Origin of the sequence: Fodinicurvata sp. EGI_FJ10296, assembly GCF_040712075.1 — a bacterium.
GTDB lineage: Bacteria > Pseudomonadota > Alphaproteobacteria > DSM-16000 > Inquilinaceae > JBFCVL01.
Genome location: NZ_JBFCVL010000002.1, coordinates 152,361 through 178,282, shown reverse-complemented (window position 1 = coordinate 178,282; position 25,922 = coordinate 152,361). Strand labels below are relative to the sequence as shown.

Sequence of the window (25,922 nt, the reverse complement as noted above, 5' to 3'; positions counted from 1 at the left end):
ATGCGTCGTGAAATTTTTGGCTCCCCGTCCGTCACTGCCCACTCCGGTATCGGTTCCTTCAGTCCCGTTCAGTCCAATACCGGCTCCTTCCTCACTGCATCGTTATTGGCGGGTATGGTGCTCGTCCTGGTCGCTTTGCTGACCAGCGCGCCCGTTGCCGCGCAATCGGACGATAATTTCGTTGTCAGCGGCGTTACCGTCGAGCAGAGCGGGTCGTCGATGAATGATGCCCGAAGTGCCGCCTTTGACGAAGGGCAACGCCGCGCCTTCGTTCAGCTCCTCGACCGGCTGTCGGTTCCGACGAGCCGCGTCGACCCGCAGGCCGTCGGTATGAACACCATCGCCAACCTGATCGCCGCGACCCGCGTCGAAAGCGAGAGTGCGTCCGGCGGAACATATCGTGCGACCCTTGCAGTCGATTTCCGGCCCGAAGCGGTCCGCGACCTGCTGCGCGAGCGCGAGGCGACCTTCACAGAGGTGGCTACGGAGAACACGGTAATCCTTCCCGTCTATCTGGCGTCCGGCGGCGCTCGACTGTGGGAGGGCGATAATCCCTGGCACGATGCCTGGCGCAGCCTCGATCCGGCGGCCAACGACCTTCCGGTCGTGGTTCCCCCGGGAGACATAGAAGACGTTCGGACGATATCCGCCGAGCGTGCGATGAACGGCGATCCGGCGGCGCTTGGTGCGATGGCCGACCGCTACGACGCCGGCGGGGCCGTGGTGGCTGTGGCAGAACCCGGTGCCGACGCATTGACGGTCGTGCTCAACCGTACCGCCAGCGGGCGGAACGAGAGAGAAGTCATACGCGTTTCGGGTGCCCCCACGGATCCGGAGACGTTCCGGGAAGCGGCACGCCGGGCAGGGGCGTTCATCAGGGACAACTGGCGGATCGAGACGGAGCTGCACTCGGGCACCGAGCGTACGATGGTCATGCGGGTCCCGTTGTCGTCGGCAGGTGACTGGTACGATATTCAGCGCCGCCTCGACCGGATGGCCAGTGTGGCAGAAGCGCGCGTGGTGCGCATGGCGCCGGGAGAAATCATCCTGGAGGTGACCTATTTCGGTTCGGTAGACGAATTGGCTGCAGCTGCAGGACGGGAACGATTGCGCCTCGATCGGGGGACTGATCCGGGCGCGGGTGGAAGCGGCGCCGATATCGTCATTCTCAGACGCGAGGGGTAAATCCAGTGCAGGACGTCGACCCGAAAGAGGCGACGGCCGCAGAGCCCACCTGGCACAGCATCGGGTCGAAACCGGAGGTGATTCACCGCCACAGCGGCGGATGGGCGACGCCGCCGAATGTCGTCAGTCTGATTCGTGTCGCAATGGCGCCGGTCGTCGGTTGGCTGATCCTCGTGGATCAGCCGCTCTGGGCTTTCTGGGTATTCCTGGTGGCGGGACTGAGTGACGGGCTTGACGGCGGTCTGGCCCGGTGGCTGGACATGCGCTCGGATCTGGGCAGTATCCTCGACCCGGCCGCCGACAAGGCGCTGCTGGGAATCGCGTTTGTGGCGCTGGGGCTGCAGGGCGCGATCCCGCTGTGGCTCGTGGTGATTGTGATCGGGCGCGACGTGGGATTGGTGCTGGTGACTCTCGTTCAGTACATTCGGGCGCGGGCCGTGCGTGGCCTCAGTCCCGCCAGGATGAGCAAGATCAACACGGTGCTGCAGATCGTTCTCGTCGCCTCGACCCTGGCGGCGACGGCCTTTGGGCTGGCGCTCGGCCTGGCCGGGCATGTTCTGGTCTGGGCGACGGCATTGACGACGATCGTTTCCAGCGCGGAATATCTGGTCCGATTGATGCGTTCGGCGGCGAAAGATCGGAGGTTGGCATGACGGCCGGGGACCGAACCGGCACGTTTCGTCAATTGCCGCTGGACCTCGGCTGGCGGGCGGCCATGGACGCCGAGGATTTTCTGGTCGCTGCGCCCAATCGCGACGCGGTCAACTGGATCGACCGCTGGCCATATTGGCCGGCGCCGGCTCTGGCGATCTGGGGGGCGACAGGATCGGGCAAGACTCATCTGATGCGCGTCTGGCTGCGGAAATCGTCCGGTGCACCGGTGGTCGGCCCTTTATCCGGCCGTGCGCTCAGCGACGATCCGGTCCTGGCGGGCCCTGCAGGGCCATGGGTCGTCGACGACGCCGACCGAATGCTGTCGGTCCATGGCCGGGTCGGGCAACAATGGCTTCTGCATCTGCTCAACCGGGCCCGCGACGATGGCGGAACCGTGTTGCTGACGGGCCGTACGGCGCCCGCCGCCTGGTCCATCGACCTGCCCGATCTGGCATCGCGGGTCCGGTCACTGCCCACCGCGCGGATCGATGACCCCGACGATCAATTGGTCGGTGCATTGCTGATGAAATTGTTCGCAGACCGTCAGATCCGCCCGTCGGCCGAAGTGCTGACCTATGCGGTTCGGCGGCTGCCGCGGGATTTTGCCATCGTGCGACGTTTCGTCGTCGAAGCCGACCGGCACAGTCTGGCCGGCAAGCGTCCCGTTACCGTTCCGTTGATCCGCTCGATTCTGGAGACACTTCCGGATGGGGCCGCCGGTGCCTCAGGCCGAACCCAGCGATTTGGGTGTGACGAATTGCCGTAGTGTTCCGATCGCAGTTGGCAGATCGGCCCAGCGATCGATGGAAAGATCGATTTGTGCCAGGGCGCCGGTCGGGAACTTTGCTTCCATGGATTTGACGAGGGCGCTATCGCCGTCGCGACCGAGGCTCAACGCCAGTTGTGCAACATCCGGGTTGTGGCTGATGGCAAGGACACGACGAATGTTGTCGTTGACACGCGCAATTCTGCTCAACAGCGCATGGCGTCCCGTAAGGTACAGATCGGCCTCGATCTCTGTCGGGGGCGTGCAGGGCCACTCGGCTGTCAGGATGCGCATGGTTTCCGTTGTGCGCACCGCCGTCGAGCAGAGGATCAGCTCGGGCAGCATATCCCGACCGAGCAGATATCTACCCATGACACCGGCGGCCTGGCGGCCTCTGTCGGTCAGCGGCCGGTCGTGGTCGGGTATATCGGGATCGTCCCACGACGATTTGCAGTGCCGCAGCAGGAAAAGTTCTTTCATCGGGTGCCCGCCTTCGGCCTCGGTTCGGGAGGTAACGGCGATTCTTCTCGCCCGTGCGGAAACTAACAGCTTGGGCAAGGTAGCGGGAACCGCCAAGATGCCATATATGGCAGGGAGACCCGAAGGATTCGATGCCCAGATGATCGAACCCCAGACGATTGAGAGACCGGAGCGTATTGGTCATGACCAAGAGGACGTCCAGATCGACGCACATGGCCGGGACGCCCGGTTCCAACGCCGCAGGCGACCTTGCTACCGAGCCGGAAAATCTCGTTGCCGGTGAGCCCGCTGCTGCTGAAGATCAACGTGTCGAAGGGCCGAGCGTCGCCGAGGCGCCGGTGTCCGGTGTCAGCGGCGGGTCGACGCCCCCACCGGTTCCCAGGTTAAGGCGTGGACCCGAACGTTTCATCAATCGCGAACTGTCATGGCTGTCGTTTAATCGTCGTGTGTTGGAAGAGGCGCGCAATCCCGGCCATCCGCTGCTGGAGAGGTTGCGATTTCTGTCGATTTCATCGAGCAATCTCGACGAATTCTATATGGTCCGCGTTGCAGGCCTGAAGGCGCAGGTTGCTCTGGGCGTTCAGGGGCCCAGCCAGGACGGCCTGTCGCCGGCCCAGCAGCTGACGGCAATCACCACCGAAGTCAGCCGCCTCATGGAAGAACAGCAGGCGTGCTGGGCTGCATTGAAGCGGGCTTTGGCCGAAGAAAACTTCGAAGTCGTTGTCGACGAGAGTCTTTCCGCCGAAGACCGGCAATGGCTGGAGCAGACTTTTGTCGACGAGATATTCCCCCTTCTGACGCCGCTGGCGATCGATCCGGCTCACCCGTTCCCGTTCATCCCCAATCTGGGTTTCTGCGTCGCGCTGGAGCTTTTCAATCCCGACGAGGACCTGAACCTGAACGCACTGGTGCCGGTTCCCACCCAGCTCAAGCGGTTCGTCCGGATTCCGGGCCGGGGGCAGCGCTATTTCCTGATCGAACATCTGATCATGATGTTCCTGAACAAGCTTTTTCCCGGATTCGTTGCCGGCGATCACGGCGTATTCCGCGTCATCCGCGATAGCGAGATGGAGATCGACGAAGAGGCCGAAGATCTGGTCAAGACGTTCGAGAGCGCATTGAAGCGCCGCCGGCGCGGCAGCGTCATCCGCCTTTCCGTCAATGCCGGGATGCCGCAGAAACTTTGCGATTTTGTCCGCAAGGAACTTGGCGCCGCCGGCAGCGACGTCTTCCCGCTCGACGGTCTGATCGGCTTGGCGGATACCAGTGAAATCATCGTGGATGACCGGCCGGATCTGCTGTTTCCCCCCTACAATCCGCGATTCCCCGAGCGAATTCGGGACTTCGCCGGCGACTGCTTTGCTGCCATTCGTTCCAAGGACATCGTCGTTCACCACCCTTACGAGAGCTTCGATGTGGTGGTGCAGTTCATTCACCAGGCTGCGCGCGACCCCGATGTCGTGGCCATCAAGCAGACGCTCTACCGCACGTCCAAGAACTCGCCGATCGTCAGCGCCCTGATCGAGGCGGCAGAGGCCGGAAAATCCGTAACGGCGATGGTGGAGCTCAAGGCCCGTTTCGACGAGGAGGCCAACATACGCTGGGCGCGGGATCTCGAACGCGCCGGGGCTCAGGTCGTCTATGGCTTCATCAACCTGAAAACCCACTCGAAGGTATCGCTGGTTGTGCGCCGGGAAGCGGGCGGGCTGCGGTCCTATGCCCATTTCGGGACGGGGAACTATCATCCCATCACCGCCAGGATTTACACCGATCTGAGCTTTTTCACCTGTGATCCGGTTCTCTGCCACGACGCCGCGGCAATGTTCAATTACATGACGGGTTATGCTCGGCCCATCGGGCTGAAGAAGGTCGCGATCGCGCCGCTGCAATTGCGTGACAGCCTGACGGCGCTGATCGATGCCGAGATCGCCAACGCACGCGAAGGCTTGCCGGCCCAGATCTGGGTAAAGCTCAACAGCCTCGTCGACGAAGAGATCATTGACAAGCTCTATGACGCCTCGGACGCGGGCGTTCAGATCGACCTGATCATCCGTGGCATCTGCTGTCTTCGCCCCGGCGTCGCCGGGTTGTCGGAAAACATCCGTGTGCGCAGTATCGTCGGCCGGTTCCTCGAACACTCGCGCATCGTCTGCTTCGGCAATGGCCGGGCACTACCGTCGCCGGCGGCCAAAGTTTACATATCCTCCGCCGACTGGATGCAGCGGAACTTCGACGGCCGGATCGAAACGCTGTGCCCGATCGAGAATCCGACCGTACACCGGCAGATCCTTGATGAAATCATGGTCGCCAATCTGCTGGACGAAACCAATTCCTGGACGCTTGCCAACGACGGCAGCTTCGAACGCGTGCCGGCGCCGCCGGACGCTTTCAGCGCCCATCGCTACTTCATGACAAATCCAAGCCTCTCGGGGCGGGGAAGCGCCCTCGACGAACCGCGCGCCCTGCCACGCCTTGCCTCGCGGCTTTCATCCTCCTGATCGGATCCGAACGCCAATGCCGCTACCCAAAGCCGACATCGCGCCCGCCTCCGGCAAGCCCGCTTCCGGTAAAACCGACATCGCGCCATCCAATGTCCGGCCCATCCTTCCGGCGATTGCCGAATCCCCTCTGGCCATGTCGGGAGGCGGGCGGATCGGCATCATCGATATCGGTTCGAACTCGATACGGCTTGTCGTTTATGACGGCCTGACGCGATCGCCGACGCCGATTTACAACGAAAAGGTCCTATGCGGCCTGGGACGCGACATTGCCCGTTCCGGCCGGCTGCATCCCGAGGGTGTGGCGATGGCGCTGACCAATCTGGCGCGGTTCACCAGTCTGGTTCAGGGCATGGAGGTGGTTGCGGTCGATGTGCTGGCGACGGCCGCTGTCCGTGAGGCGGTTGACGGTGCGAGCTTCGTGGCCGAGATCGCGCGCCGCTGCGCCCTGAAGGTGACGGTCATTACCGGTGAGGAAGAAGCCCGGCTGTCCGGCATGGGCGTCCTTGGTGGCAACCCCGGTGCCGAAGGCGTCATGGGCGATCTGGGCGGCGGATCGCTGGAACTGGTCGGGCTTCACGATCGCGTGATCCATGAACAGACGACCCTGCCGCTTGGGGCGCTCAGGTTGATCGGCGGCAAGGGCTGGCGCAAAAGCGCGGACGAGACCATCTCGGCCCTGCTGTCGCGCGAGACCTGGATCGAAGCCTATCGTGGCCAATCGTTCTTCCCGGTCGGCGGTAACTGGCGATCGCTGGCCAAGCTCGACATGGCCCGGCGGGGTCACCCGATCCACATCATTCATCAGTATAGTATCGACGGCGCCGAGATCACGGATCTGGTGCGATTGATCGCCCAGCAGGGAAAGTCGTCGATGGCATCGCTCGAAGCCGTGTCGCGGCGGCGGGTCGAGACGCTGCCCGCCGCCGCCATGGTCATGCTGGGCATCCTCACCCGGCTTCAGCCCAAACGTGTCGTATTTTCCGCGCTCGGACTCCGGGAGGGGCATCTTTTCGATCTGCTGCCGCCGGACAAGCGCGACCATGATCCATTGATTGCCGGGTGCGAGGCGCTGGCAAAGCGCATCGACCGGTTTGGGGACGGCGATGTCCTGTGCAACTGGACGCAGCCGCTATTCGAGGATGACGTTGGCAGGACACTGGATAGGCTGCGCCGCGCCGCGTGTTTGCTCAGCGACCTCTGTTGGACGGAACATCCCGATTATCGGGCCGAGCATGCCTTCCTGCGTGCCTTGCGGCTTCCGATAACCGGCATGGACCATGAGGAACGCGCTTTTCTCGCGCTCAGCCTTTACGTTCGGTACGGCGGGAAGCCTGGCGATTCGGTGGTCGGGCCCACTGTTGGAATTCTGCAGCCGGACCGGCGGCACAAGGCAACCATGCTCGGCCAGGCACTTCGGCTGGCCCACACTGTCAGCGGCGGCGTCATGGCCCTGGTGGCGCAGACCTGCCTGCAGGTAACGCCGGAAATCGTGGTTCTGTGGCTGCCCGATGGTGGCGGCGCCCTGGGCGGCGATGCGGTTCAGCGCCGGTTGCAGTCTCTGGCCTCCACGCTGTCCGTCGTAGGGCGGATCGCCGTCAGCGATACCGATCCGGCCACGCCGCCGGACGCGGTACATGATCAGGGATAGCGGCGCGGACTGGACGGAGGGCGTGGCGGAATGACGCCGGGAAATTGGGGCGCGGGGGTCCTGCGGGCGATTGCCGGCATGGGGATCTGCGTCCTTGCGGTAGCCGGGTTCGCCATCGCGGCGGACCGGGTTTTTCCGCCGGACCTCACGCGGTTCGATGACATCTCGCAAACCGTCGTCGCCCGTGATGGCCGGTTGCTGCGTGCCTATCTCTCCGACGATCAGGCCTGGCGATTCACCGTTGAAACAGCCGATGTCTCGCAGACTTATATCGACATGCTGATCGCGGTCGAGGATCGCCGCTTTTTCGACCACGCGGGCGTGGACCCCTTTGCCATCCTGCGTGCCGTCGCCGACGCCTCGACGCGCGGCCGTGTCGTCTCCGGCGCTTCGACCCTGACCATGCAGGTTGCCCGCCTGCTGGAGCCCCGCCCCAGGACCCTGTGGTCGAAAATCGTGGAGATGGGGCGCGCCCTTCAGTTGGAATGGCGCTACTCCAAGGACGAGATTCTTCGCATCTATCTGACGCTGGCGCCCTTCGGCGGCAATCTGGAGGGCGTCCGCGCCGCCTCGCTGGCCTGGTTCGGCAAGGAACCGCGTCATCTGACACCGGGTCAGGCAGCGCTGTTGGTCGCGCTTCCGCAGTCGCCCAATGCCTTTCGACCCGACCGTGCGCCCGACCGTGCAGTGGCGCGGCGGAATCGGATCCTGTCGATCGCGGCCGAGCGGGACGTCCTCAGCGACCGGCGCGCGACCGAGGCGCAAGCAGAGCCGATACCGACCCGTCGGCGGGACATGACGCTTTTGGCCGGGATCGCGACGGATCGGCTCGTGGCAGAGGATCAGAGTTCTATAGTATTCAGTACGTTGGACTACGATCTTCAGGTATCGTCTGAAGAGATACTGGGGCAGTCGGCGCGGCTGCTCGGCGCAGGTACGGGGGCTGCCGCCATTGTCGCCGAAATCGAGAGCGGGACGATCAGGGCGCTTGTCGGGTCTGCCGACTATCTTGATCCGGACCGTGCCGGCATGGTCGATCAGACCCGCGCCGTCAGGTCGCCAGGATCGGCGCTGAAGCCCTTCATCTATGCCATGGCCTTCGACCGGTTTGTGGCCCATCCGCGGACCGTCATCGCGGACCGGCCACGACGCTTCGGCGCCTTTGCCCCGGTCAACTTCGACCGAAGCTGGGCGGGCGATGTCTCGCTGCACGACGCGTTGCGCCTTTCGCTGAACGGTCCTGCGGTGGCGCTGCTCGACCGTCTCGGCCCGCAACAACTGCTTAACGCCTTCGAGAATGCGGGTACGCCGCTGACGCTTCCGCCCGGTACGACAAGCCCGGGTCTCGCCATCGCGCTGGGGGGTGTCGGAACGACGCTGGAGGATCTCGCGACCCTTTATGCCGGCCTGGCCCGAGGCGGCGCGAGCGATCCGCTGCGGCTGGCGGCGTCCAGTCCGGAGGTCCCGGAAACGGGATCCAGTTTTCTGACCAACCCGGCGGCTGCCTGGTATGTGACGCGGTCGCTGTCCGAGACGCCGCGCCCGCTGGCCTATCGGCAGGACGGCCATGAAGGCGGGCGGCGGATCGCATTCAAGACGGGGACCTCGCATGGCTATCGCGACGGCTGGGCGATCGGCTATTCCGGCGATTTCGTTGTGGCGGTCTGGGTCGGCCGTCCCGACGGCGCGCCGTGTCCGGGTTGTTCGGGCATCGGTGCGGCGGCGCCAGCCATGTTCCGGTTGTTCGACCTTTTGCCCGCCGACACCCATGCTCTGCTGACGGCCGCTGCGCCAGCGGGAGCGATCACGGGCGGACCGGCCGACCTGCCGGTCCGGCTGCGCCATTTCGACCGACGCGACACGATCATGGCATCGCTGGACGGGGGCGGAGCGGACGGTGCGACTGCAATGCACGGACCACGGTTCGACTTTCCGGTCGACGGGACCGAAATCATGGTGGCCCCGGCGCTGCCGGTCCGCATCGCGGGCGGCATCCCGCCCTACCGCCTATTGGTCGACGGCGCGCCAGTATCGGGCACAGTGGGCCGCGGCGGCAGCGTCTGGCGCCCCGACGGTCCCGGCCGATCGATCCTGACCGTTGTCGATGCCGAGGGCCGGACGGCAAGAAGCCGGATCGATCTCCTTGATCCCTGATTAGGCCCTCTGGCGGCTCAGGCGGCATTGAGCACAATGGCGGCAAGCGCGAGATACCGTCCGGCCTTGGCGATTGTTACCAGAAGCAGGAACACAAAAAGCCGCTCCCGCATGATGCCGGCGACAACAGTGAGCGGGTCGCCAATGATCGGCATCCAGCTCAGCAGCAGCGACCATCGTCCATAGCGTCCGTACCAGTCCTGGGCGCGTTCGAGCGATTTCCGGTCGGCGGGAAACCACCGATGATCGCGAAACCGCTCGATCCCCCGGCCCATCAGCCAGTTAACAACCGATCCCAGAACATTGCCGGCGCTGGCAACCAGCACCAGCAGCGCGGGATGATAATCGGCAAACAGCAGTCCTGCCAGAAGCGCCTCTGACTGCATCGGCAAAACGGTGGCTGCAACGAAGGCCGAGGTGAACAGGCCGGCATATACGGCAATGTCGATCATTTCCGCGGGGTTCGGTCCGGCGCCGGATTGCCACTCGGACCGGGCGCGGGCCTGCGATTGACCAGATACATCCCGAAAAAGACGATTGCCGCTCCGGCAATTTGCGGCGCCACAAGTGTCTCCTGCAGGATCAGCACGGCAAGGATCGGGCCGAAGACCGGCATCAGGTGAACGAACTGACCGGCACGCTGAGGGCCCAGCACGCTGACGCCGTATGACCAGAGCAGGAAGGCGATCAGCGACGCAAACACGGCGATATAAAGCAGTGCGCTTACAACACCCAGCGACCAACTCCATGGATCGAGGGGGTCGGAAAAAACGGTCAGTGGCGCTATCAGGGCGAGCCCGAAGGTGATGCTGACCGCAAGGGTCACATCCTGGGGCAGATCGGCCGGCCGTTGGCGGAGCAGCAACGAATAGACCGCCCACGCGACGACAGCGCCGAGCATCCACAGGTCACCCCGGTTGAATGAAAAGGTCAGTAGCACAGAGACATCACCGCGTGTGATCAGCACTGCCGCGCCGATCAGGGAGATGGCAGTGCCGGCCCCTTGAATGGCTGTCGGTCGGGCGCCGCCGCTGAGCGCCCCGCCGATCAGGATGGCGGCAGGCGTCAACGCCAGCATCAGCACGGCATTCGCCGCCGTTGTCTGGCTGAGCGCCATGTATATCATGGTCTGGAACGCTGCGATTCCGGTGGCGCCAAGGGCAAGCAGCAGCCGCCAATCCCGCCTTACCAGATGGCGGTAGCGGATGACCCGGCCGCCGACCAGTGGCAGAAACAGGGCCAGACACAACAGCCAGCGCAGTGTATTGAGCATGACCGGGTCGATGTCGTCGCGCAACGCCCGTCCGGCGATGAAATTGCCCGACCAGAACAACGCCGCCAGTGACAGGGCGAAGACGGCCAGTATGCCGGGCGACGGCCGATTTGCGCCACCTGGCAATAAGCGTTTGCCGAACATTATCCAATCCTCGATTTCGGTTTCCGGCTGTCGCCTCCGGCCCCGGTCCCGGTCCCGGCTCCGCTCTCGGGGCAGGCGGGCTGCAGGGAAAGTGCCGTCATGCTCGCAGCAGCCGTGGCATTCCGGTTATGCTTGGGTCTGAACCCCGTAATCGGGTGTCGATAACGAAACAGCCTTCTCAGCATTACGGAGGAATGAGAGTGAAAGCCCAAGTCAAATGGGTCGACGGCGTCATGTTCGTCGGCGAGACCGAAAGCGGTCATGCGATCGTCATGGACGGCGCCCCGGCATCCGGCGGCCGGAACATGGGCGCCAGGCCGATGGAAATGCTGTTGCTCGGGATGGGAGGATGCACAAGCTTCGATGTCATCAACATTCTGCGCAAGGGCCGCGAGCGGGTGACCGATTGCCACGTCGAAATCGAGGCCGAACGGGCCGAAAGCGATCCGAAGGTATTCACCCGGATCCATGCCGAATTCGTCGTGACCGGCCGGAACCTGTCATTGGCAAAGGTCGAGCGGGCGGTATCTCTGTCGGCTGATAAATACTGCTCGGCCAGTATCATGCTGGGCGCGATGGCCGAGATCACCCACAGCGTGCGCATCGTTGAAGACGATACGTGAACTGCAGCGCGGCGGGCGCCGGGCCTGGTGCCCGGCGGGCGATCATCCTCATCCCAGTGCCGACAGGAAGTCGTCCAGCAGGTCGTCGGCATCTTCCAGCCCGATGGAAATCCTGACCATGCCCGGTGTGATGCCCAGCCTCTCGCGCTCGTCGTCCGTCAGCCGCTGATGCGTCGTGGTCGCCGGATGCGTCGCCAGGGTCTTGGCATCGCCGAGATTGTTGGAGATATCCGCAAGGGACAGCGAATTGAGGAACTGGAACGCCTGCTTGCGGCCCCCGGGCAGGTCGAGTGCTATCATGGGACCGCCGGAGCCGGACATCTGGGCCATCGCCAGTTCATGCTGCGGATGGCTGCCAAGGCCCGGATAGATCACCTTGACGTCCGGTCGCTCGGATTCGATCTTGCGTGCAATGCGGTCGGCATTTTCGCAATGCCGGCGGACGCGCAGATCCAGCGTCTCCAGCCCCTTGAGCATCACCCAGGCATTGAACGGACTCAGCGACGGGCCGGTATGGCGCAGGAAATTAACCAGGTAATCGGCGCAGAATTCCTCTGAGCACAGCACGGCACCGCCAAGGCATCGTCCCTGGCCGTCAATGTGCTTGGTGGCCGAATAAACGACGATATCGGCCCCGAACGTCATTGGCTTCTGCAGTATGGGCGTGGCGAATACATTGTCGACGACGACACGGGCACCGGCGGCGTGCGCAAGGTCACAGACGCGCTGCAGGTCGATGATGTCGAGGTTCGGATTGCTGGGCGTCTCAAGAAAGACGACGTCGGCCGGTTCGGCCAGTGCCTGTTCCCATTGCTGCATGTCGGTGCCGTCGACCAGTTCCGACCGCACGCCGAAGCGGGGCAGGATGTCGTTGACGATGTACAGGCACGACCCGAACAGCGCCCGCGACGACACGATCCTGTCGCCGGCCTTGAGCTGGGACATCAGCGCGGCGAAAACGGCCGCCATGCCGCTGGACGTCACCCGGCAGGCTTCGGCGCCCTCCATCAGGCAAAGGCGCTCCTCCAGCATCGATACCGTCGGGTTCGCATAGCGCGAATAGACGAATCGCGCCTTGTCGCCCTTGAAGGCGGCTTCAGCTTCCTCGGCCGATTCATAGACATAGCCGGACGTCATATAGATCGCTTCGGAGGTTTCGTCGAAAGCAGATCGGAGTGTGCCGCCACGGACCAGACGCGTCTGGGGGCGAAGTGAACTGACGTCTTTTGACCGGGCCACGAAGAATATCCTCGGATTGGAAGCAGAAGCGGAAGGGCGATGGTCGCTGCCTGTTGTGGCAGCCGTCCGGGCGGCAATCGGAAAGAAGGCCGCCCGTGTGGTGCCGGGACTGTTTATCGGCCGATAGACGGGTCGCGGTCAATACCGCGCTTGCCGGTGCCGAGGCGCCGCCGGACGGCATCAAGCTTGGGGTCGTCGTACAATACCCGCTCCTGGCGAACATCCGGGTCGCGATCCGTCTGGAAGTTCGTGACCAGCAATGCGATCGAATCGCCAAGCGGCTCCAGGCGTTTCGCCGATCGGCGGGGCAGGGGGACGCCGTTCTGCCGGCACCAGGCAAGGATGGCGACGGTTAGATCGTATTCTGAAATCCTGTGCTCGGAGATCGACCCCTGTGCCTTCGCGTGGTCGCCGACGCGATAGATGGCCTCCAGGCTGTCGGACCCTTCGCGGACGCTGACAGTGACGCTGAAAATCGAAGCCAGTGCCAATGGTTTGCCGTCCATACGCCGCCAGTCGGCGATCGCGCGGGCGATTTCGGCCTGCTCGAACAGGATATAGCGAATTTCGCGCGGCATCGGACGTTTCCCCCGAGATCCGGCCCCGGAACAGAGCAGATCACATGACAATCCTTTGGACGCTATGGAATTGAAGTTAACCGATCGTTAACCGACGCGGGCGGCAACATTCAGGACCTCGATCACGGCGGCCGGCGTCATGGCGTCGAGCGTGGTGTTGCATAGTTTCAGCAGGTGCGCGGGTATGGTGGCGTCCCCTGCTGCGGCGCTGGTTGCACGGCGCCCGATCCACGCGCCCGAACGGCATTGGAAAACGGCGACGACGGTGTTGGTTCCGGCAATGACGGCTGCCGTCAGGTCGCGGCGAAGGAAGATGAGTTCCAATCCCGCTTCGGCGACCGGCGCGCGCTCGCCGAAGGTCGGACGCCCGGTGACGTCTACCTCGGTAAGGGGGGTGAATGTCCGCCGGTGGTGTGCGGTTATCCCCTGCCTGAGCAGGGCGATGTAGTGGTCGGGAGCCGGATATCCGGCATTGCGTTCCCAGCCGTAGCCCGGATGACGGATGGCAAGGCCGGACATGATGTGATCGCGGGTGACCTTTGCGACCACCGATGCCGCCGATATCGACAGGCAGCGACGGTCGCCGCCGACGATCGTCGTCACCGGAATGTCCGTCACGGGCGCAGCGTTGCCGTCGACCAGCAGGTGACCCGGTCTGGTGGGCAATGCGGCGACGGCGCGGCTCATGGCAAGCATATCGGCGCGGCGGATGTTCAGCGTTTCGATTTCCGCAACGCTGGCGGCGCCGACGCCAACCATGCCGATTGACCGGATCACGGCGTAAAGGCGCTCACGCGCGGCTTTGCCCAGCATCTTGCTGTCCGTCAGTCCGGCGAGATCCGGCTCGACTTCGGCCCCGGGCGGCAGGATCACGGCGGCGGCCACGACGGGGCCGGCTAGGGGCGCGCAGCCTGCTTCGTCGACACCGGCGACAGGCATCGAAAGCCCATGCTCCAGAGAACGATCGGGCCCCGTGTTACCGCTACCGGCTGAGGCGGGAGATTTTTTTTGAGGTACTTTCATTGCTTCCGAAAGTGGTGCGGTCGAGAAGACTCGAACTTCCACGGGCTCATCGCCCACAGCGACCTCAACGCTGCGCGTCTACCAGTTCCGCCACGACCGCATCATCACTTTTGGCACGCCCCCTATCCTGGTTCATCGTCATATGATGCCTCACCATATGATGTTTCGCCTTGATCGGGGCCGGAGCGTCGGTTGGCAAGATTTCTTGCACCGAAGCCAAGGGGGGAATACCAAAACCCATGACGAGGTTCAAGCGGCACGATGCACCAATGCAGAATTCTTTTTCCGACGGTCCCGAATGGCTGATCTCCGAGGCTCCCGTTGCCTATCCAGACGCCATGGCCTTCATGGAGGATCGGGTGGCGGCGATCGCCCGGGGTGAAGCGGGTGATCTTGTCTGGCTGCTGGAGCATCCGCCGCTCTACACGGCGGGGACCAGCGCTCGGGACGAGGACCTGCTTGAGGGCGCGCGATTCCCGGTATTCAAGAGCGGGCGGGGCGGTCAGTTCACCTATCACGGGCCGGGGCAGCGCGTTGCCTATGCGATGGTCGATCTCCGCCGCCGCGGGCCGGACATTCGGCGCTATATCCACGACCTGGAAGCATGGGTGATCGCCACCCTGGATCGGTTCAACGTGGCGGGCGAACGCCGGGCCGGTCGGGTCGGCATCTGGGTCGATCGCGGGCGCGAGGGCGGGATGCCGGGGCGCGAGGACAAGATCGCCGCCATTGGTGTCCGCGTTCGCCACTGGGTGGCGTTTCACGGCGTGGCGATCAACGTAGATCCGGACCTCGGCCATTTCGACGGCATCGTGCCGTGCGGCATTCGCGAACACGGTGTTACCAGCCTCGTCGATCTCGGTCGGCCCGTGACGATGAGCGACGTGGACATGGCACTGAAGGAATCATGGCAAGAGACATTTGGCCACGGTTGAGGTTTTGCCGTATTTTCTGCAGGAGAATGTCAGGGCTGCAAAACAACCCTTTGGCGAGTTGCGGCAAATACGATAATAAAACGGCGAATGCCGCCGAGGCACGACTCGGAAACCCCACGGACAGGAGGAACCAATGAAGGCCGAACAGCTCAAGGCATTATACCCGACGATGCAGGATATTCCGGATCAGCACCGGCTGCCTGAACCGGTGCACGAGCGCCGAATTCTCGTCAACGGCGAGTTCAAGTCCTGGGACGGCAAATGCCATACCGTGATTTCCCCGATTCGCCTTCGCAACGAAGACGGGTCGCTGGCCGAGATGGAGATCGGCAGTTATCCGCTGGGTGGCGAGGAAGAAGCCGAGGAAGCGCTGGAGGCAGCCGTCGCCGCTTATCGCGACGGCCGGGGCGAGTGGCCGACCATGACCGCAGGGGAGCGAATCGCCTGCATGCAGGAATTCGTTCGGCAGATGGCTCAGCGCCGCGAAGAGGTCGTCCGCCTGATCATGTGGGAGATCGGCAAGAGCCTGACGGACTCACAAAAGGAATTCGACCGCACCGTCGATTACATCGAAGCGACGATCGACGCGTTGCGCACTGTGGACAACGAACATTCGCGATTTACCGTCGTGGAAGGCACGATCGGCCAGATTCGCCGGACGCCGCTGGGTGTCGTTCTCTGCATGGGCCCCTACAACTATCCGCTGAACGAGACCTTCGCGACACTGATTCCGGCGCTAATCATGGGTAATACGGTGGTCTTCAAGCCGCCGCGTTTCGGTTGCCTGCTGTTTGCCCCGCTGCTGGAGGCATTCCGCAATTCCTTCCCCAAGGGCGTGGTCAATACCGTCTATGGCCGGGGCGCGGTCGTCGTGCCGAAGCTGCTGAATACCGGCAAGATCAATGTTCTGACGCTGATCGGCTCCAGCAAGGTAGCCGACCATCTGAAAAAGCAGCACCCGAAGGCCCACCGCCTGCGCGCGATTCTCGGCCTCGATGCCAAGAACGCTGCCATCGTCATGCCCGATGCGGACATCGATCTGGCGGTCAAGGAATGCCTGCTGGGCGCTCTGTCGTTCAACGGCCAGCGGTGTACGGCGCTCAAGATGCTGCTGGTCCATCGGTCGATCGCCGACACTTTCGTGAAGAAGTTCAGCGAAGCGCTGAGCAAACTGAAAGTCGGCATGCCCTGGGACGAAAAGGTGACCATCACACCGTTGCCGGATGCTCCGAAAGTCGGCGCCATGACCGAGTTCGTCGAAGACGCCAAGGCGCAAGGGGCGGCGGTCATGAATGAAGATGGCGGCGAGGGGGCCGAGACCCTGTTCTATCCGGCCGTTGTCTACCCGGTGAAGGAGGGGATGAAACTCTACCGCGAGGAGCAGTTCGGGCCGGTCATTCCCATTACGCCGTTCGACGACATCGAAACGGCGCTGGAGTATGTTATCACGTCGGACCACGGCCAGCAGGTCAGCATCTTCGGCAGCGATCCGGGCCAGATCGGCGCCCTGGCCGACCCTCTGGTCAACCAGGTTTGCCGGGTGAACATCAATTCCCAGTGCCAGCGCGGCCCCGACGTCTTCCCGTTCGCCGGACGCAAGGATTCCGCCGAGGGTACCCTGTCGGTGACCGATGCACTGCGGTCGTTCTCGATCCGGTCGATGATCGCCGCGAAAGCCACGGATGAAAACCGGCGCATCCTGGACGATATCGTTACCAACAACCGGTCGAAGTTCATCAGCACGCGCTTCATTTTCTGATCGACCGATACCACCCGCGCCCATTCCCGGGTCGAAGCGCGAGCCGGGCTCATGCGGGTCGGGGTCCCACCCACTCCAATTCCCGGGCGCAGCGCGGCCACGAAGTGACGCGCTGCAGACCCGGGATCTGGTGCAGTAACTTCCCGGGGGGAAACGCGGACCGGGCTCGTCCAGCGCGTGTGGACCCCGGACAGCGCTTCGCGCTTCCGGGGCGGAGGAAGGAGGGGGTGGCCGGGTGATTTCCACCTTCTCCAATTCCCGGGCGCAGCGCGGCACGAAAGTGACGCGTTGCTGACCCGGGATCGCGTGCAGCAACTTCACGCGGCCGAAACACGGCCCGGGCTCCGTTCCCGATTGACTCAGCACGCCGCCGAAACTAGAACATAACAAGAACAATCAGGCGTGAGCAGTGTGCGGGAGCAGTGGGTTCGACCATGCCGGTTCGGCGATATCTGGCGATTTTCATGCCGTATTTTGCGGTCGAGCGTGCGTACGGCGACTCCGGAGCCTCGGGAACGGCGGGGCAGGCGCCGCCGCGCGTTCTTTACGTCATGGAGCGGGGTGTGGCGCGGCTCTATCGGGTCGATCCGGCGGCGGCCCTTTGCGGCATCGCGCCGGGGGAGAGTGTGGCCGATGCGCGCGCCCGCATTCCCGAACTGGCGGCGCGGCCGGCGGATCCGGTCGATGACGCCCGGGCGCTGGACCGGCTCGCCGATTGGTGCGGGCGGTACAGCCCCTGGGTCGCCGCCCGGCCGCCGGAAGGACTGGTGATCGACGTCACCGGCTGTACCCATCTGTTCGGGGGCGAGGTTGCGCTTGGCCGCGACGTTCTGCACCGGCTGGCCGATATCGGTCATGATGCCCGCCTGACCATGGCCGATACGCCCGGCGCGGCCTGGGCGCTTGCGACTCATGGCGCGAATGCCTGGTCCGATCCGGCCCGTCCGGTGGCCGAGGCGATCGTGCCGCCCGGCGAAACCGCCGCCGCACTGGGGCCGGTCGATCTCGCGGGGTTGGGGCTGGAGTCTCGGACGCTTGAAGGTCTTCATCGCCTGGGGCTGCGCCGGATCGGCGATCTTTATGTCATGCCGCGCGCGGCTCTGGTCCGGCGTTTCGGGCAGGGGCTGCTCGACCGGCTGGACCGCGCGCTCGGCCGTCATGACGATCCCATCAGCCCGCGCCGGCCGGTGCCGCCGCGTCTGGTGCGTATGGCGTTTGCCGAGCCGATCGGCCGTACCGAGGATGTTCAGGCGGCACTGGAGCGCCTGCTCGACGGCTTGTGCGCGGGGCTGGAGCGCGACGGGCAGGGCGCGCGGCGTCTGGAGATCGCCTTTTACCGGATCGACGGCGGTGTCGAACGCCGCACCATCGGAACTGCGCGCGCCAGCCGCGATCCGCGCCATCTGGCCCGGCTGTTCGCCGATTCCATCGACGGGCTGGATGTCGGTTTCGGTATCGAGGCCATGGTGCTGTCGGCCGGGCAGGTTGACGCCCTGCAGCCCGTTCAGCGCGATCTGCACGAGGGATCGGCGCAACGAACCGGGGGCGAGGCGCTGGATGTGCTGGTGGACAGGCTGATCAACCGGCTCGGCTCGGCCGCCGTGTGGTGCCCGGCGATGCGGGAAAGCCATGTCCCCGAACGCAGCGCCGTCCGGGCGCCGCCGGTGCTTCGGCCCGGTGACGGCGTATCCGGCACGGCGTCCTGGCCGCCGGACCGGATGCGCCCCGTTCGGCTGCTGGCGATGCCGGAACCGGTGGAGGCGATTGCCCCGATCCCCGACGATCCGCCGGTCATGTTCCGGTGGCGCGGCGATGTCCATCGGGTTCGGCATGCCGACGGGCCGGAGCGGATCGAGCCCGAATGGTGGCGATGCAGCAATCCCGACCCCGACCCCGACTCCGACCCCGACCCTGACGCGGTTCGGGATAAGCCGGAGCCGGTCCGCGACTATTACCGCGTCGAGGATCAGGAGGGCCGCCGCTACTGGCTGTTCCGCCAAGGGCTCTATGCGCCGGATGCCCCCGCACCGGCCTGGTTTCTGCACGGAATGTTCGCATGAGCGCGCCGGTTTACGCCGAACTTCAGGTGACCAGCAATTTCTCGTTTCTGGAGGGCGGGTCCCATCCGGAAGAACTGGTGCTTGCCGCCGCTGCATTGGGGCTGCAGGCGGTGGCGATCACCGACCGGGCGTCGCTGGCCGGGGTCGTGCGCGCCCATGTCGCCGCCCGGGACCATGGCGTCCGCCTGATTGTCGGCGCCCGGCTGGATCCGGTCGACGGGCCGCCGCTTGTCTGCCTGCCGACCGACCGGGCCGCCTATGGCCAATTGTCCCAACTGATTACCACCGGTCGCCGACGGGCCGAAAAGGGCACGTGCCGCCTGACGATGGCGGATATCGACGCCGCGCGGCAGGGGCAGATCCTGATCGCCGTCCCACCCGACCGGACGGCCGATCTCGCCGCGTTCGAGACGGTGCTGGCGGATTGCCGGGATCGCTTCGGGCCGCCGTTGTTTTTGGCGGCGAGCCACCGTTACGGCGGCGACGATGCCGCGCGGCTGTTCAGGTTGAACACGCTCTCCCGGCGGCTGGGCGTTCCGATGGTCGCCACCAACGACATTCTCTATCACCATCCCGGCCGCCGTATCGTTCAGGACGTTCTGACCTGCATCCGGCATGGCTGCACCATCGGCAATGCAGGCTGGCGTCTTGCGGCCAATGCCGAACGTCATCTGAAGGCGCCGGCGGAGATGTCCCGGCTGTTTCGGCGATACCCCGATGCCATCGCCCGCACGGCGGAGATCGCCGCCGCCTGCCGGTTCTCGCTCGACGAACTGCGCTATGAATATCCCGAGGAGATCATGACGCCGGGCGAGACTGCCCAGCAGACCCTGGTGCGGACCACCTGGGAAGGGGCCGATCGCCGCTACGACGGTACTGTGCCCGACGGCGTTGCCGAGCGTCTGTGCTATGAACTGGAGCTCATCCAGTCTCTTAACTATGCGCCCTATTTCCTTACGGTATATGACATTGTCCGGTATGCAAGAGAGCGGGGCATCCTGTGCCAGGGGCGTGGATCGGCCGCCAATTCGGCCGTCTGCTATGTGCTTGGCATCACCGCCGTCGATCCGGCGCGGGCCGATCTTCTGTTCGAGCGTTTCGTCTCGGCCGAGCGCAACGAGCCGCCCGATATCGATATCGATTTCGAGCATGAGCGCCGGGAAGAAGTCATCCAGTATGTCTACGAAAAATACGGCCGCGACCGCGCGGGCATGACGGCGACCGTCATCCATTACCGTCCGCGTGGCGCCGTCCGCGACGTTGGCAAGGCCATGGGATTGTCGCTCGACGCTGTCGGCCGTCTGGCGGAAACCATATGGGGGTGGAGCGACGACGGCCTGGACGAGGAGGCGGTCAAGCGGGCGGGTCTGGATCCTGGCGATCCGACGGTCGCCATGACGGTGGATATCGTCCGCACCCTCATCGGCTTCCCGCGCCATCTCTCGCAGCATGTCGGCGGACTTGTGATCAGCCGGGGACCGCTGTCGGAACTGGTGCCGATCGAAAACGCCGCCATGGCGGACCGCACCGTCATCCAGTGGGACAAGGACGATCTCGATGCTCTGGGCCTGATGAAGGTCGATATCCTGGCGCTGGGCATGCTGTCCTGCATCCGCCGGGCTTTCGACCTGATCCGCGACCATTATGGCCGCGATATCACCCTGGCGTCGGTGCCGGCGGAGGAACCGGCGGTCTACGACATGCTGTGCCATGCCGACAGTCTGGGTGTCTTTCAGGTCGAAAGCCGGGCGCAGATGGCGATGCTGCCGCGCTTGAAGCCGCGCTGCTTCTACGACCTGGTGATCGAGGTCGCCATCGTCCGGCCCGGTCCCATCCAGGGTGACATGGTTCATCCCTATCTGCGCCGCCGGGCGGGCGAGGAACGGATCGACTATCCCGAAGGGGCGCTGAGACCGGTCCTGGAGAAAACGCTGGGCATTCCCCTGTTTCAGGAACAGGCCATGAAGATCGCCATCGTCGGGGCGGGGTTCACGCCGTCCGAGGCGGATCGGTTGCGGCGCGCCATGGCGACGTTCCGCAAGAACGGTGATATCCATAAGTTCCGCGAGATGATGATCGACGGCATGGCCGCCCGAGGCTACGACGCCGCGTTCGCCGAGCGGTGCTTCAATCAGATCGAAGGCTTCGGCACCTATGGATTTCCCGAAAGCCACGCGGCCAGCTTTGCGTTGTTGGTCTATGTTTCCGCCTGGATCAAATGCTTCTATCCCGATGTCTTCGCCGCCGCCTTGCTCAACAGCCAGCCCATGGGGTTCTATGCGCCCGCCCAGATCGTTCGCGATGCCCGCGAGCATGGGGTTGAGGTGCGGGCCCCGGACGTCAACGCGTCGGACTGGGATTGCAGCCTGGAGCGGGTCCCGGAGCGAACGGCCGGCGGATCAGAGGAGGAGCCGCCGGGATGGGCGCTGCGTCTCGGGCTGCGTCAGATCGGCGGTTTCGGACGGTCTCCGGCCGATCGGCTGACCGCCGCCCGGGCCCGGGGCGGTGCGTTCGTGGATCCGGCGGATTTGTGGCGCCGCGCCGATCTTCAGGCCGGTGGGTTGGAGATACTGGCGCACGCCGACGCCTTCCGATCGATGGGAATGGACCGCCGATCAGCCTATTGGGCGGTAAAGGGGCTGAAGGATAAACCCCTGCCGCTTTTCGACGGTATTGCCGACGATGCCCCGGATCCTTCGACCCCGGCCCTGCTGCCGGTCATGTCGCGGGGCCAACATGTTGTCGACGATTATGCGGCCATGTCACTGAGCCTGAAGGATCATCCGGTGGGATTGTTGCGGCCCGTGCTGTCCGCGCGCGGATACCGGCAATCAAGCGATCTGATATCGTGTCGGCACGGGCAGCCGTTTCGTGGTGCAGGGCTGGTGCTGGTCCGGCAACGGCCCGGAAGCGCCAGAGGCGTGTTGTTCATCACGATCGAAGATGAAACCGGCGTTGCCAATCTCGTGGTATTGCCGCCGGTGTTCGAACATTTCCGTGCCGTCATTTTGGGCGCACGTCTGCTTGCCGTCGACGGCCGGGTCGAGCGGCCGGTCGGCGTGGGCGGCGCAAGCGGCGAGGTCATTCATGTCCGGGCCGAACGGCTGACCGATCTGTCATCCCTGCTCGGTATCCTGACCGAAGACGACATCGACCGTCATCCGATCTGGTCCGGGGCAATCTGGTCGGGGGCGTTGGCGCGCGCGGACGAAGTCAAGCACCCGCAGGCAGATCGTCGAACCGCTCGGGACAACGACCGGCGAGGGGATGACGGGCGAGAAGAACCCGGGCGAAGGGAACACCGGGAAGTCGACGAGGTTCGGGAAGAAAGCCGGCGCCAGCGGGATATTGGCCGCAGCTTGGCCAAGCCGCGGAACTTCCGGTAATGCCCCGAAGGCCCCAATTGACGCTCATGAGGCAAGTTGATATCAACTTTATTATACCATCACCGGAATGAATGGGCCGGTTCCGGTCGCCGATTGCGGCAAATGTTCTGGGAGGAAAGCGATATGTCATCCATGCACGGTCGATTCGTCTGGCGCGAACTCATGACGAACAATATGGCTGCGGCCGAGAAATTTTATTGCGATCTCATCGGCTGGAAAGCCAAAGATGCCAGCATGCCCGATGGCGACTATACACTATTTACCGCCGGAGATACCGAGATTGCCGGCATGATGCCCTTGACAACGGAGGCCCGTGACCATGGCGCAAGGCCGGGCTGGATCGGCTATATCGCGGTCGATGACGTGGATGCCTGTGCCGATCGCATCGCCGGAACGGGTGGACAGGTTCACGTCAAACCCCGGGATATTCCATCGGTCGGCCGCTTTGCCGTTGTCGCCGATCCCCACGGTGCCGTATTCAGCCTGCTCAAACCGGTCAGTGAAACCGATCAGGGTGCGCCGGACGCAATGCTGCCCGGATACCCCGGTTGGAACGAACTGTGCGCCGATGATCTGAATCAGGCATTCGACTATTATTCGAACCTGTTCGGCTGGACGAAGGCCGACGCTGTCGACATGGGTGAAATGGGCCCTTATCAGCTATTTGCCGCATCCGACGACGCCGGGGGACAATCCCTTGGCGGCATGATGAAACGGCCTGAGGCAGTGCCGGCAGCGTTCTGGCAATATTATTTCATCGTTGATGGTATCGAGGCAGCCGCAGAACGCGCCAAGAGCGGCGGTGGGACGGTCATTGCCGGACCGCATGAGGTTCCCGGCGGCTCGTGGATAATTCATGTTCTCGATCCCGAGGGCAGCGTTGTGGGACTGGTCGGACCGCTCAAAAAATAGAAGGGTCGCCTCGCCCCACTGATCGTCCCGGGCGCTTTCTCGTTTCCTGGCGAATGGACAAGGGGACAGCGCCCAAAGCATTCCCCCGCCCGGGACGCGACGCACCATGAAATGGTGCGCAGCAAGGCCGGGGCCCATACTGTCAACGCTCTCGCGGCGCGTGTTGACCCCGGACAACGCTTGGCGTTTCCGGGGAGGGAATAAAGAACTGACATCGCAACAAGAAACCCCTGCCCCGGACGCGCTGCGGCACGAAGTGACGCGGCGCCGAGCCGGGGCCCACACCATCACCGCTCTCGCGGTGCGTGTGGACCCCAGACAACACTTCGCGTTTCCGGGGAAGGGATAGGAAGCGGATTTCGGCTAGACAAGTACAGTTCGCGCTGCACCGACAATTTGTGAATCCCGTAAGGGATCGTTCCGGGGGCTGTCTCGAAATCCGGGGATGACGGGTTAGACGGATTCCGGAACTTCCCGTCGTGTCGTATCGGCCATCGCGTTGCGCGTGGTCTTCTCCACGGCATCGCCGTTCTCGTCGAACAGGTGGCACAAAGTCTTGTGCAGGCCCACATTGATCGTATCGCCGACTTTCACCCGGCTGTCGCCGGCCGCCTTGACGACGATTATATTGTCTTCATCGGTCTTGAGATAGAAATAGGATTCGCCCCCAAGTCGCTCAACGACGAAAACCTGGCCACTGATATAAGCGTCGGCCGGGCCCTCTTCAGACATATGTTCCGGTCGATAGCCAAAGGTGACCTTGTCATCGACACGGAGTTGGCCGGTTTTAACCGGTACCGAAATCGAGCTTCCTCCCGGCAAACGAACGGTCGCCTGGGCACCCGTTACGTCGGACACTGACGTTTCAATGAAGTTCATTTTCGGCGAACCGATGAACCCGGCAACGAAAAGGTTGGCCGGGTGATGGTAAAGTTCCATAGGCGAGCCGAACTGTTCAACCCGACCGCTGTTCAGAACGACGATCTTGTCCGCCAGGGTCATGGCCTCGACCTGATCATGGGTCACATAGATCATGGTCGCGTGCAGTTCCTGGTGCAGGCGCGCGATCTCGATCCGCATTTGAACGCGCAATGACGCGTCGAGGTTCGAGAGTGGTTCGTCGAACAGGAAGACCTTCGGATCACGTACGATCGCCCGGCCGATGGCGACCCGCTGCCGCTGACCACCCGAAAGCTCCCGGGGTTTGCGCTTCAACAGGTGCTCGAGCTGCAGAACGCGGGCAGCGTCGGCTACCTTTTTTTCGACGCTCTCGCGGCTCTCCTTTGCAAGGCGCAGGCCGAACGAGATGTTCTCTTCGACGGTCATATGCGGATACAGCGCATAAGACTGAAACACCATCGCGATGCCGCGTTCGCTTGGCGGCAAATCGTTGACGACCTTGTCGTCGATCATCAAGTCGCCCGAGGTAATATCCTCGAGACCGGCAATCAGCCGTAGAAGAGTCGATTTACCACAGCCCGATGGGCCGACGAAAACGACGAATTCATCATCCTTGATGTCCAGGTTCACACCCTGGATGATTTCCAGTTCTCCGAAAGATTTTCGGACATTCGTCAGTGTGACCGTCGCCATTTGGTTTACTCCTCCCTCGGCGAGCCGACATTGGGGCGGGTGCCTCGCCGGAACTCGATATTGACTGTCTGCCGGCCACCGGCGCCACATCGGCCGGCGGGTCGGTCCATGGGTTTCTCGAAGTGCAGCACGGGGAGCGGCTCGTACCTGCCCCCCGCCATGTTCCCTATCCCTTTACCGCGCCGGCCGTCAGGCCGGAAACGATGCGTTTCTGGAAGATCAGCACGAGGACGATCAACGGAACCGTGACGATAACCGATGCCGCCATGATGTTGCCCCAGGGAAGTTCGAACTGCGTGCCACCGCTGATCAGCGCGATTGCCACGGGAACGGTTCGCTGGTCGTTGGTCAGCGTGAAGGTGAGAGCGAACAGGAATTCGTTCCACGCCACGATGAAGGCCAGCAGACCGGTCGTCGCCATTGCCGGTCCCAGAAGCGGCATGAAGACCTTGGTTATGATCTGCCAGGGCGTCGCGCCGTCGACAATTGCTGCTTCCTCCAGTTCCTTTGGCAGTTCCCGCATAAAGGTCGTCAACACCCATACCGTGAATGGTAGCGTGAAGATCAGGTAAGACAGGATCAGAGCAAACGGTGTGTTGAAGATGCCAAGCAGCCGGACCAGCTCAAACATGCCGGAAAGCACCGCGACCTGCGGGAACATCGAGACACCGAGCACGATCAGGAGCAGAGCCCCACGCCCCCGGAAATAAACGCGGCCCAGCGAATAGGCGGCTGTAACGCCGAAGAATAGCGAGATCACCACCGTCAACACCGCAACGAACACGGAATTCGCAATGTTGCGTGCAAAGGGCTGTTCCTGGAAAACAGAGGTGTAGTTGGACCAGGCCGGATCCGGCGGGATGAAATCGACGCTGAACAGCGCCGACCCCGACTTCAGCGACGAAACGATCGCCCAGTAGAACGGGAAAACCGTGTAAAGAACGATCAGTGCGACGAGGAGGTAGAAGCCGACCGTAAACCACCGGCGTTGTGCTGTATAACTCATCGA

General features: G+C 63.6%; 20 protein-coding genes and 1 tRNA gene. 12 read left to right on the top strand and 9 right to left on the bottom strand.

Translation table 11 applies throughout. The annotated features are described in order from the left end of the window. From ABZ728_RS04270 to ABZ728_RS04260, 3 genes are read left to right on the top strand one after another with little or no spacing between them, the layout of a single operon-like run. Positions 1-1,185, top strand: a complete 1,185-nt coding sequence (locus ABZ728_RS04270; RefSeq protein WP_366654566.1) for a DUF2066 domain-containing protein — start codon at positions 1-3, stop codon at positions 1,183-1,185. 5 nt (positions 1,186-1,190) lie between these two features. Continuing rightward, entirely contained in the window at positions 1,191-1,838 is a 648-nt protein-coding gene (locus tag ABZ728_RS04265; RefSeq protein WP_366654565.1) for a CDP-alcohol phosphatidyltransferase family protein, read from the top strand. After that, a complete protein-coding gene (locus ABZ728_RS04260; RefSeq protein ID WP_366654563.1) occupies positions 1,835-2,605 on the top strand; it encodes a DNA replication protein in 771 nt (256 codons plus the stop codon). The genes ABZ728_RS04265 and ABZ728_RS04260 overlap by 4 nt, the downstream gene beginning before the upstream one ends. Here ABZ728_RS04260 and ABZ728_RS04255 read toward each other — a convergent pair. Next, positions 2,564-3,085, bottom strand: coding sequence for a histidine phosphatase family protein (locus tag ABZ728_RS04255; protein WP_366654562.1), 522 nt, complete (start codon positions 3,083-3,085; stop codon positions 2,564-2,566). The two genes, ABZ728_RS04260 and ABZ728_RS04255, sit on opposite strands and share 42 nt — an antisense overlap. Positions 3,086-3,267: 182 nt before the next feature. Here ABZ728_RS04255 and ABZ728_RS04250 point away from each other — a divergent pair, with 182 nt between their 5' ends. Genes ABZ728_RS04250 through pbpC form a run of 3 tightly spaced genes read left to right on the top strand, consistent with a single transcriptional unit; the run spans position 3,268 to position 9,388 of the window. After that, the gene (locus ABZ728_RS04250) at positions 3,268-5,583 is read left to right on the top strand and encodes an RNA degradosome polyphosphate kinase (RefSeq protein WP_366654561.1); all 2,316 of its coding nucleotides are present in this window, start codon (positions 3,268-3,270) and stop codon (positions 5,581-5,583) included. A gap of 16 nt (positions 5,584-5,599) precedes the next feature. Then, positions 5,600-7,234, top strand: coding sequence for a Ppx/GppA family phosphatase (locus ABZ728_RS04245; RefSeq protein WP_366654560.1), 1,635 nt, complete (start codon positions 5,600-5,602; stop codon positions 7,232-7,234). A 30-nt stretch (positions 7,235-7,264) separates the two neighbouring features. After that, positions 7,265-9,388 carry a penicillin-binding protein 1C gene (gene pbpC, locus ABZ728_RS04240; RefSeq protein ID WP_366654559.1) on the top strand — a complete coding sequence of 708 codons (2,124 nt, stop codon included), beginning with the start codon at positions 7,265-7,267 and terminating at the stop codon, positions 9,386-9,388. 17 nt (positions 9,389-9,405) lie between these two features. On the opposite strand, the gene ABZ728_RS04235 is transcribed toward pbpC, so the two are convergent. Beyond that, a complete protein-coding gene (locus ABZ728_RS04235; RefSeq protein WP_366654557.1) occupies positions 9,406-9,840 on the bottom strand; it encodes a YqaA family protein in 435 nt (144 codons plus the stop codon). Further along, positions 9,837-10,805: a DMT family transporter gene (locus ABZ728_RS04230; RefSeq protein ID WP_366654555.1), complete on the bottom strand. Its 969-nt coding sequence runs from the start codon at positions 10,803-10,805 to the stop codon at positions 9,837-9,839. Before ABZ728_RS04230 ends, ABZ728_RS04235 begins: the two co-directional genes overlap by 4 nt. Positions 10,806-11,005: 200 nt before the next feature. On the opposite strand from ABZ728_RS04230, the gene ABZ728_RS04225 reads away from it, so the two are divergent. Further along, on the top strand, positions 11,006-11,428 hold the full coding sequence (locus tag ABZ728_RS04225; RefSeq protein ID WP_366654553.1) for an OsmC family protein: 423 nt from the start codon (positions 11,006-11,008) through the stop codon (positions 11,426-11,428). A gap of 48 nt (positions 11,429-11,476) precedes the next feature. Here ABZ728_RS04225 and metZ read toward each other — a convergent pair whose 3' ends face one another. From metZ to ABZ728_RS04205, 4 genes are all read right to left on the bottom strand, one after another. Further along, on the bottom strand, positions 11,477-12,667 hold the full coding sequence (gene metZ, locus ABZ728_RS04220; protein ID WP_366654552.1) for an O-succinylhomoserine sulfhydrylase: 1,191 nt from the start codon (positions 12,665-12,667) through the stop codon (positions 11,477-11,479). Positions 12,668-12,780: 113 nt separating this feature from the next. Next, positions 12,781-13,245, bottom strand: a complete 465-nt coding sequence (locus ABZ728_RS04215; protein ID WP_366654550.1) for a hypothetical protein — start codon at positions 13,243-13,245, stop codon at positions 12,781-12,783. Positions 13,246-13,332: 87 nt separating this feature from the next. Next, the gene (locus ABZ728_RS04210; protein WP_366654549.1) at positions 13,333-14,184 is read right to left on the bottom strand and encodes a ribonuclease HII; all 852 of its coding nucleotides are present in this window, start codon (positions 14,182-14,184) and stop codon (positions 13,333-13,335) included. Positions 14,185-14,280: 96 nt separating this feature from the next. Next, positions 14,281-14,368, bottom strand: a tRNA-Leu gene (locus tag ABZ728_RS04205). A gap of 169 nt (positions 14,369-14,537) precedes the next feature. Between ABZ728_RS04205 and lipB the strand changes: the two genes are divergently transcribed. The 5 genes from lipB (at position 14,538) to ABZ728_RS04180 (ending at position 23,320) form a co-directional block, all read left to right on the top strand. Next, positions 14,538-15,203 carry a lipoyl(octanoyl) transferase LipB gene (lipB, locus tag ABZ728_RS04200; protein ID WP_366654548.1) on the top strand — a complete coding sequence of 222 codons (666 nt, stop codon included), beginning with the start codon at positions 14,538-14,540 and terminating at the stop codon, positions 15,201-15,203. A 133-nt stretch (positions 15,204-15,336) separates the two neighbouring features. Further along, positions 15,337-16,962 (top strand): NADP-dependent glyceraldehyde-3-phosphate dehydrogenase, encoded by a 1,626-nt coding sequence (locus tag ABZ728_RS04195; protein ID WP_366654547.1) that lies wholly within the window; start codon positions 15,337-15,339, stop codon positions 16,960-16,962. A gap of 434 nt (positions 16,963-17,396) precedes the next feature. Beyond that, positions 17,397-19,022, top strand: a complete 1,626-nt coding sequence (locus tag ABZ728_RS04190; RefSeq protein WP_366654546.1) for a DNA polymerase Y family protein — start codon at positions 17,397-17,399, stop codon at positions 19,020-19,022. Continuing rightward, positions 19,019-22,408 carry an error-prone DNA polymerase gene (locus ABZ728_RS04185; RefSeq protein WP_366654545.1) on the top strand — a complete coding sequence of 1,130 codons (3,390 nt, stop codon included), beginning with the start codon at positions 19,019-19,021 and terminating at the stop codon, positions 22,406-22,408. The genes ABZ728_RS04190 and ABZ728_RS04185 overlap by 4 nt, the downstream gene beginning before the upstream one ends. Positions 22,409-22,531: 123 nt before the next feature. Then, entirely contained in the window at positions 22,532-23,320 is a 789-nt protein-coding gene (locus ABZ728_RS04180; RefSeq protein WP_366654544.1) for a VOC family protein, read from the top strand. Positions 23,321-23,773: 453 nt separating this feature from the next. Here the strand turns inward: ABZ728_RS04180 and ugpC are convergent, their stop codons facing one another. Together ugpC and ABZ728_RS04170 are read right to left on the bottom strand one after the other, a co-directional pair. Then, positions 23,774-24,913, bottom strand: coding sequence for a sn-glycerol-3-phosphate ABC transporter ATP-binding protein UgpC (gene ugpC, locus ABZ728_RS04175; protein WP_366654543.1), 1,140 nt, complete (start codon positions 24,911-24,913; stop codon positions 23,774-23,776). A 166-nt stretch (positions 24,914-25,079) separates the two neighbouring features. After that, positions 25,080-25,919 carry a carbohydrate ABC transporter permease gene (locus ABZ728_RS04170; protein ID WP_366654541.1) on the bottom strand — a complete coding sequence of 280 codons (840 nt, stop codon included), beginning with the start codon at positions 25,917-25,919 and terminating at the stop codon, positions 25,080-25,082. Positions 25,920-25,922 lie beyond the last annotated feature (3 nt).

Excerpts from the sequence above, each read along its gene's own strand:
- ABZ728_RS04170 (WP_366654541.1), bottom strand. The coding sequence starts at position 25,919 with ATGAGTTATACAGCACAACGCCGGTGGTTTACGGTCGGCTTCTACCTC.
- ABZ728_RS04180 (WP_366654544.1), top strand. The coding sequence starts at position 22,532 with ATGTCATCCATGCACGGTCGATTCGTCTGGCGCGAACTCATGACGAAC.
- ABZ728_RS04245 (WP_366654560.1), top strand. The coding sequence starts at position 5,600 with ATGCCGCTACCCAAAGCCGACATCGCGCCCGCCTCCGGCAAGCCCGCT.
- ABZ728_RS04185 (WP_366654545.1), top strand. The coding sequence starts at position 19,019 with ATGAGCGCGCCGGTTTACGCCGAACTTCAGGTGACCAGCAATTTCTCG.
- ABZ728_RS04210 (WP_366654549.1), bottom strand. The coding sequence starts at position 14,184 with ATGCCTGTCGCCGGTGTCGACGAAGCAGGCTGCGCGCCCCTAGCCGGC.
- ugpC (WP_366654543.1), bottom strand. The coding sequence starts at position 24,913 with ATGGCGACGGTCACACTGACGAATGTCCGAAAATCTTTCGGAGAACTG.
- ABZ728_RS04255 (WP_366654562.1), bottom strand. The coding sequence starts at position 3,085 with ATGAAAGAACTTTTCCTGCTGCGGCACTGCAAATCGTCGTGGGACGAT.
- ABZ728_RS04195 (WP_366654547.1), top strand. The coding sequence starts at position 15,337 with ATGAAGGCCGAACAGCTCAAGGCATTATACCCGACGATGCAGGATATT.
- ABZ728_RS04250 (WP_366654561.1), top strand. The coding sequence starts at position 3,268 with ATGACCAAGAGGACGTCCAGATCGACGCACATGGCCGGGACGCCCGGT.
- pbpC (WP_366654559.1), top strand. The coding sequence starts at position 7,265 with ATGACGCCGGGAAATTGGGGCGCGGGGGTCCTGCGGGCGATTGCCGGC.
- lipB (WP_366654548.1), top strand. The coding sequence starts at position 14,538 with ATGCAGAATTCTTTTTCCGACGGTCCCGAATGGCTGATCTCCGAGGCT.
- ABZ728_RS04260 (WP_366654563.1), top strand. The coding sequence starts at position 1,835 with ATGACGGCCGGGGACCGAACCGGCACGTTTCGTCAATTGCCGCTGGAC.
- ABZ728_RS04235 (WP_366654557.1), bottom strand. The coding sequence starts at position 9,840 with ATGATCGACATTGCCGTATATGCCGGCCTGTTCACCTCGGCCTTCGTT.
- ABZ728_RS04215 (WP_366654550.1), bottom strand. The coding sequence starts at position 13,245 with ATGCCGCGCGAAATTCGCTATATCCTGTTCGAGCAGGCCGAAATCGCC.
- ABZ728_RS04270 (WP_366654566.1), top strand. The coding sequence starts at position 1 with ATGCGTCGTGAAATTTTTGGCTCCCCGTCCGTCACTGCCCACTCCGGT.
- ABZ728_RS04230 (WP_366654555.1), bottom strand. The coding sequence starts at position 10,805 with ATGTTCGGCAAACGCTTATTGCCAGGTGGCGCAAATCGGCCGTCGCCC.
- ABZ728_RS04190 (WP_366654546.1), top strand. The coding sequence starts at position 17,397 with ATGCCGGTTCGGCGATATCTGGCGATTTTCATGCCGTATTTTGCGGTC.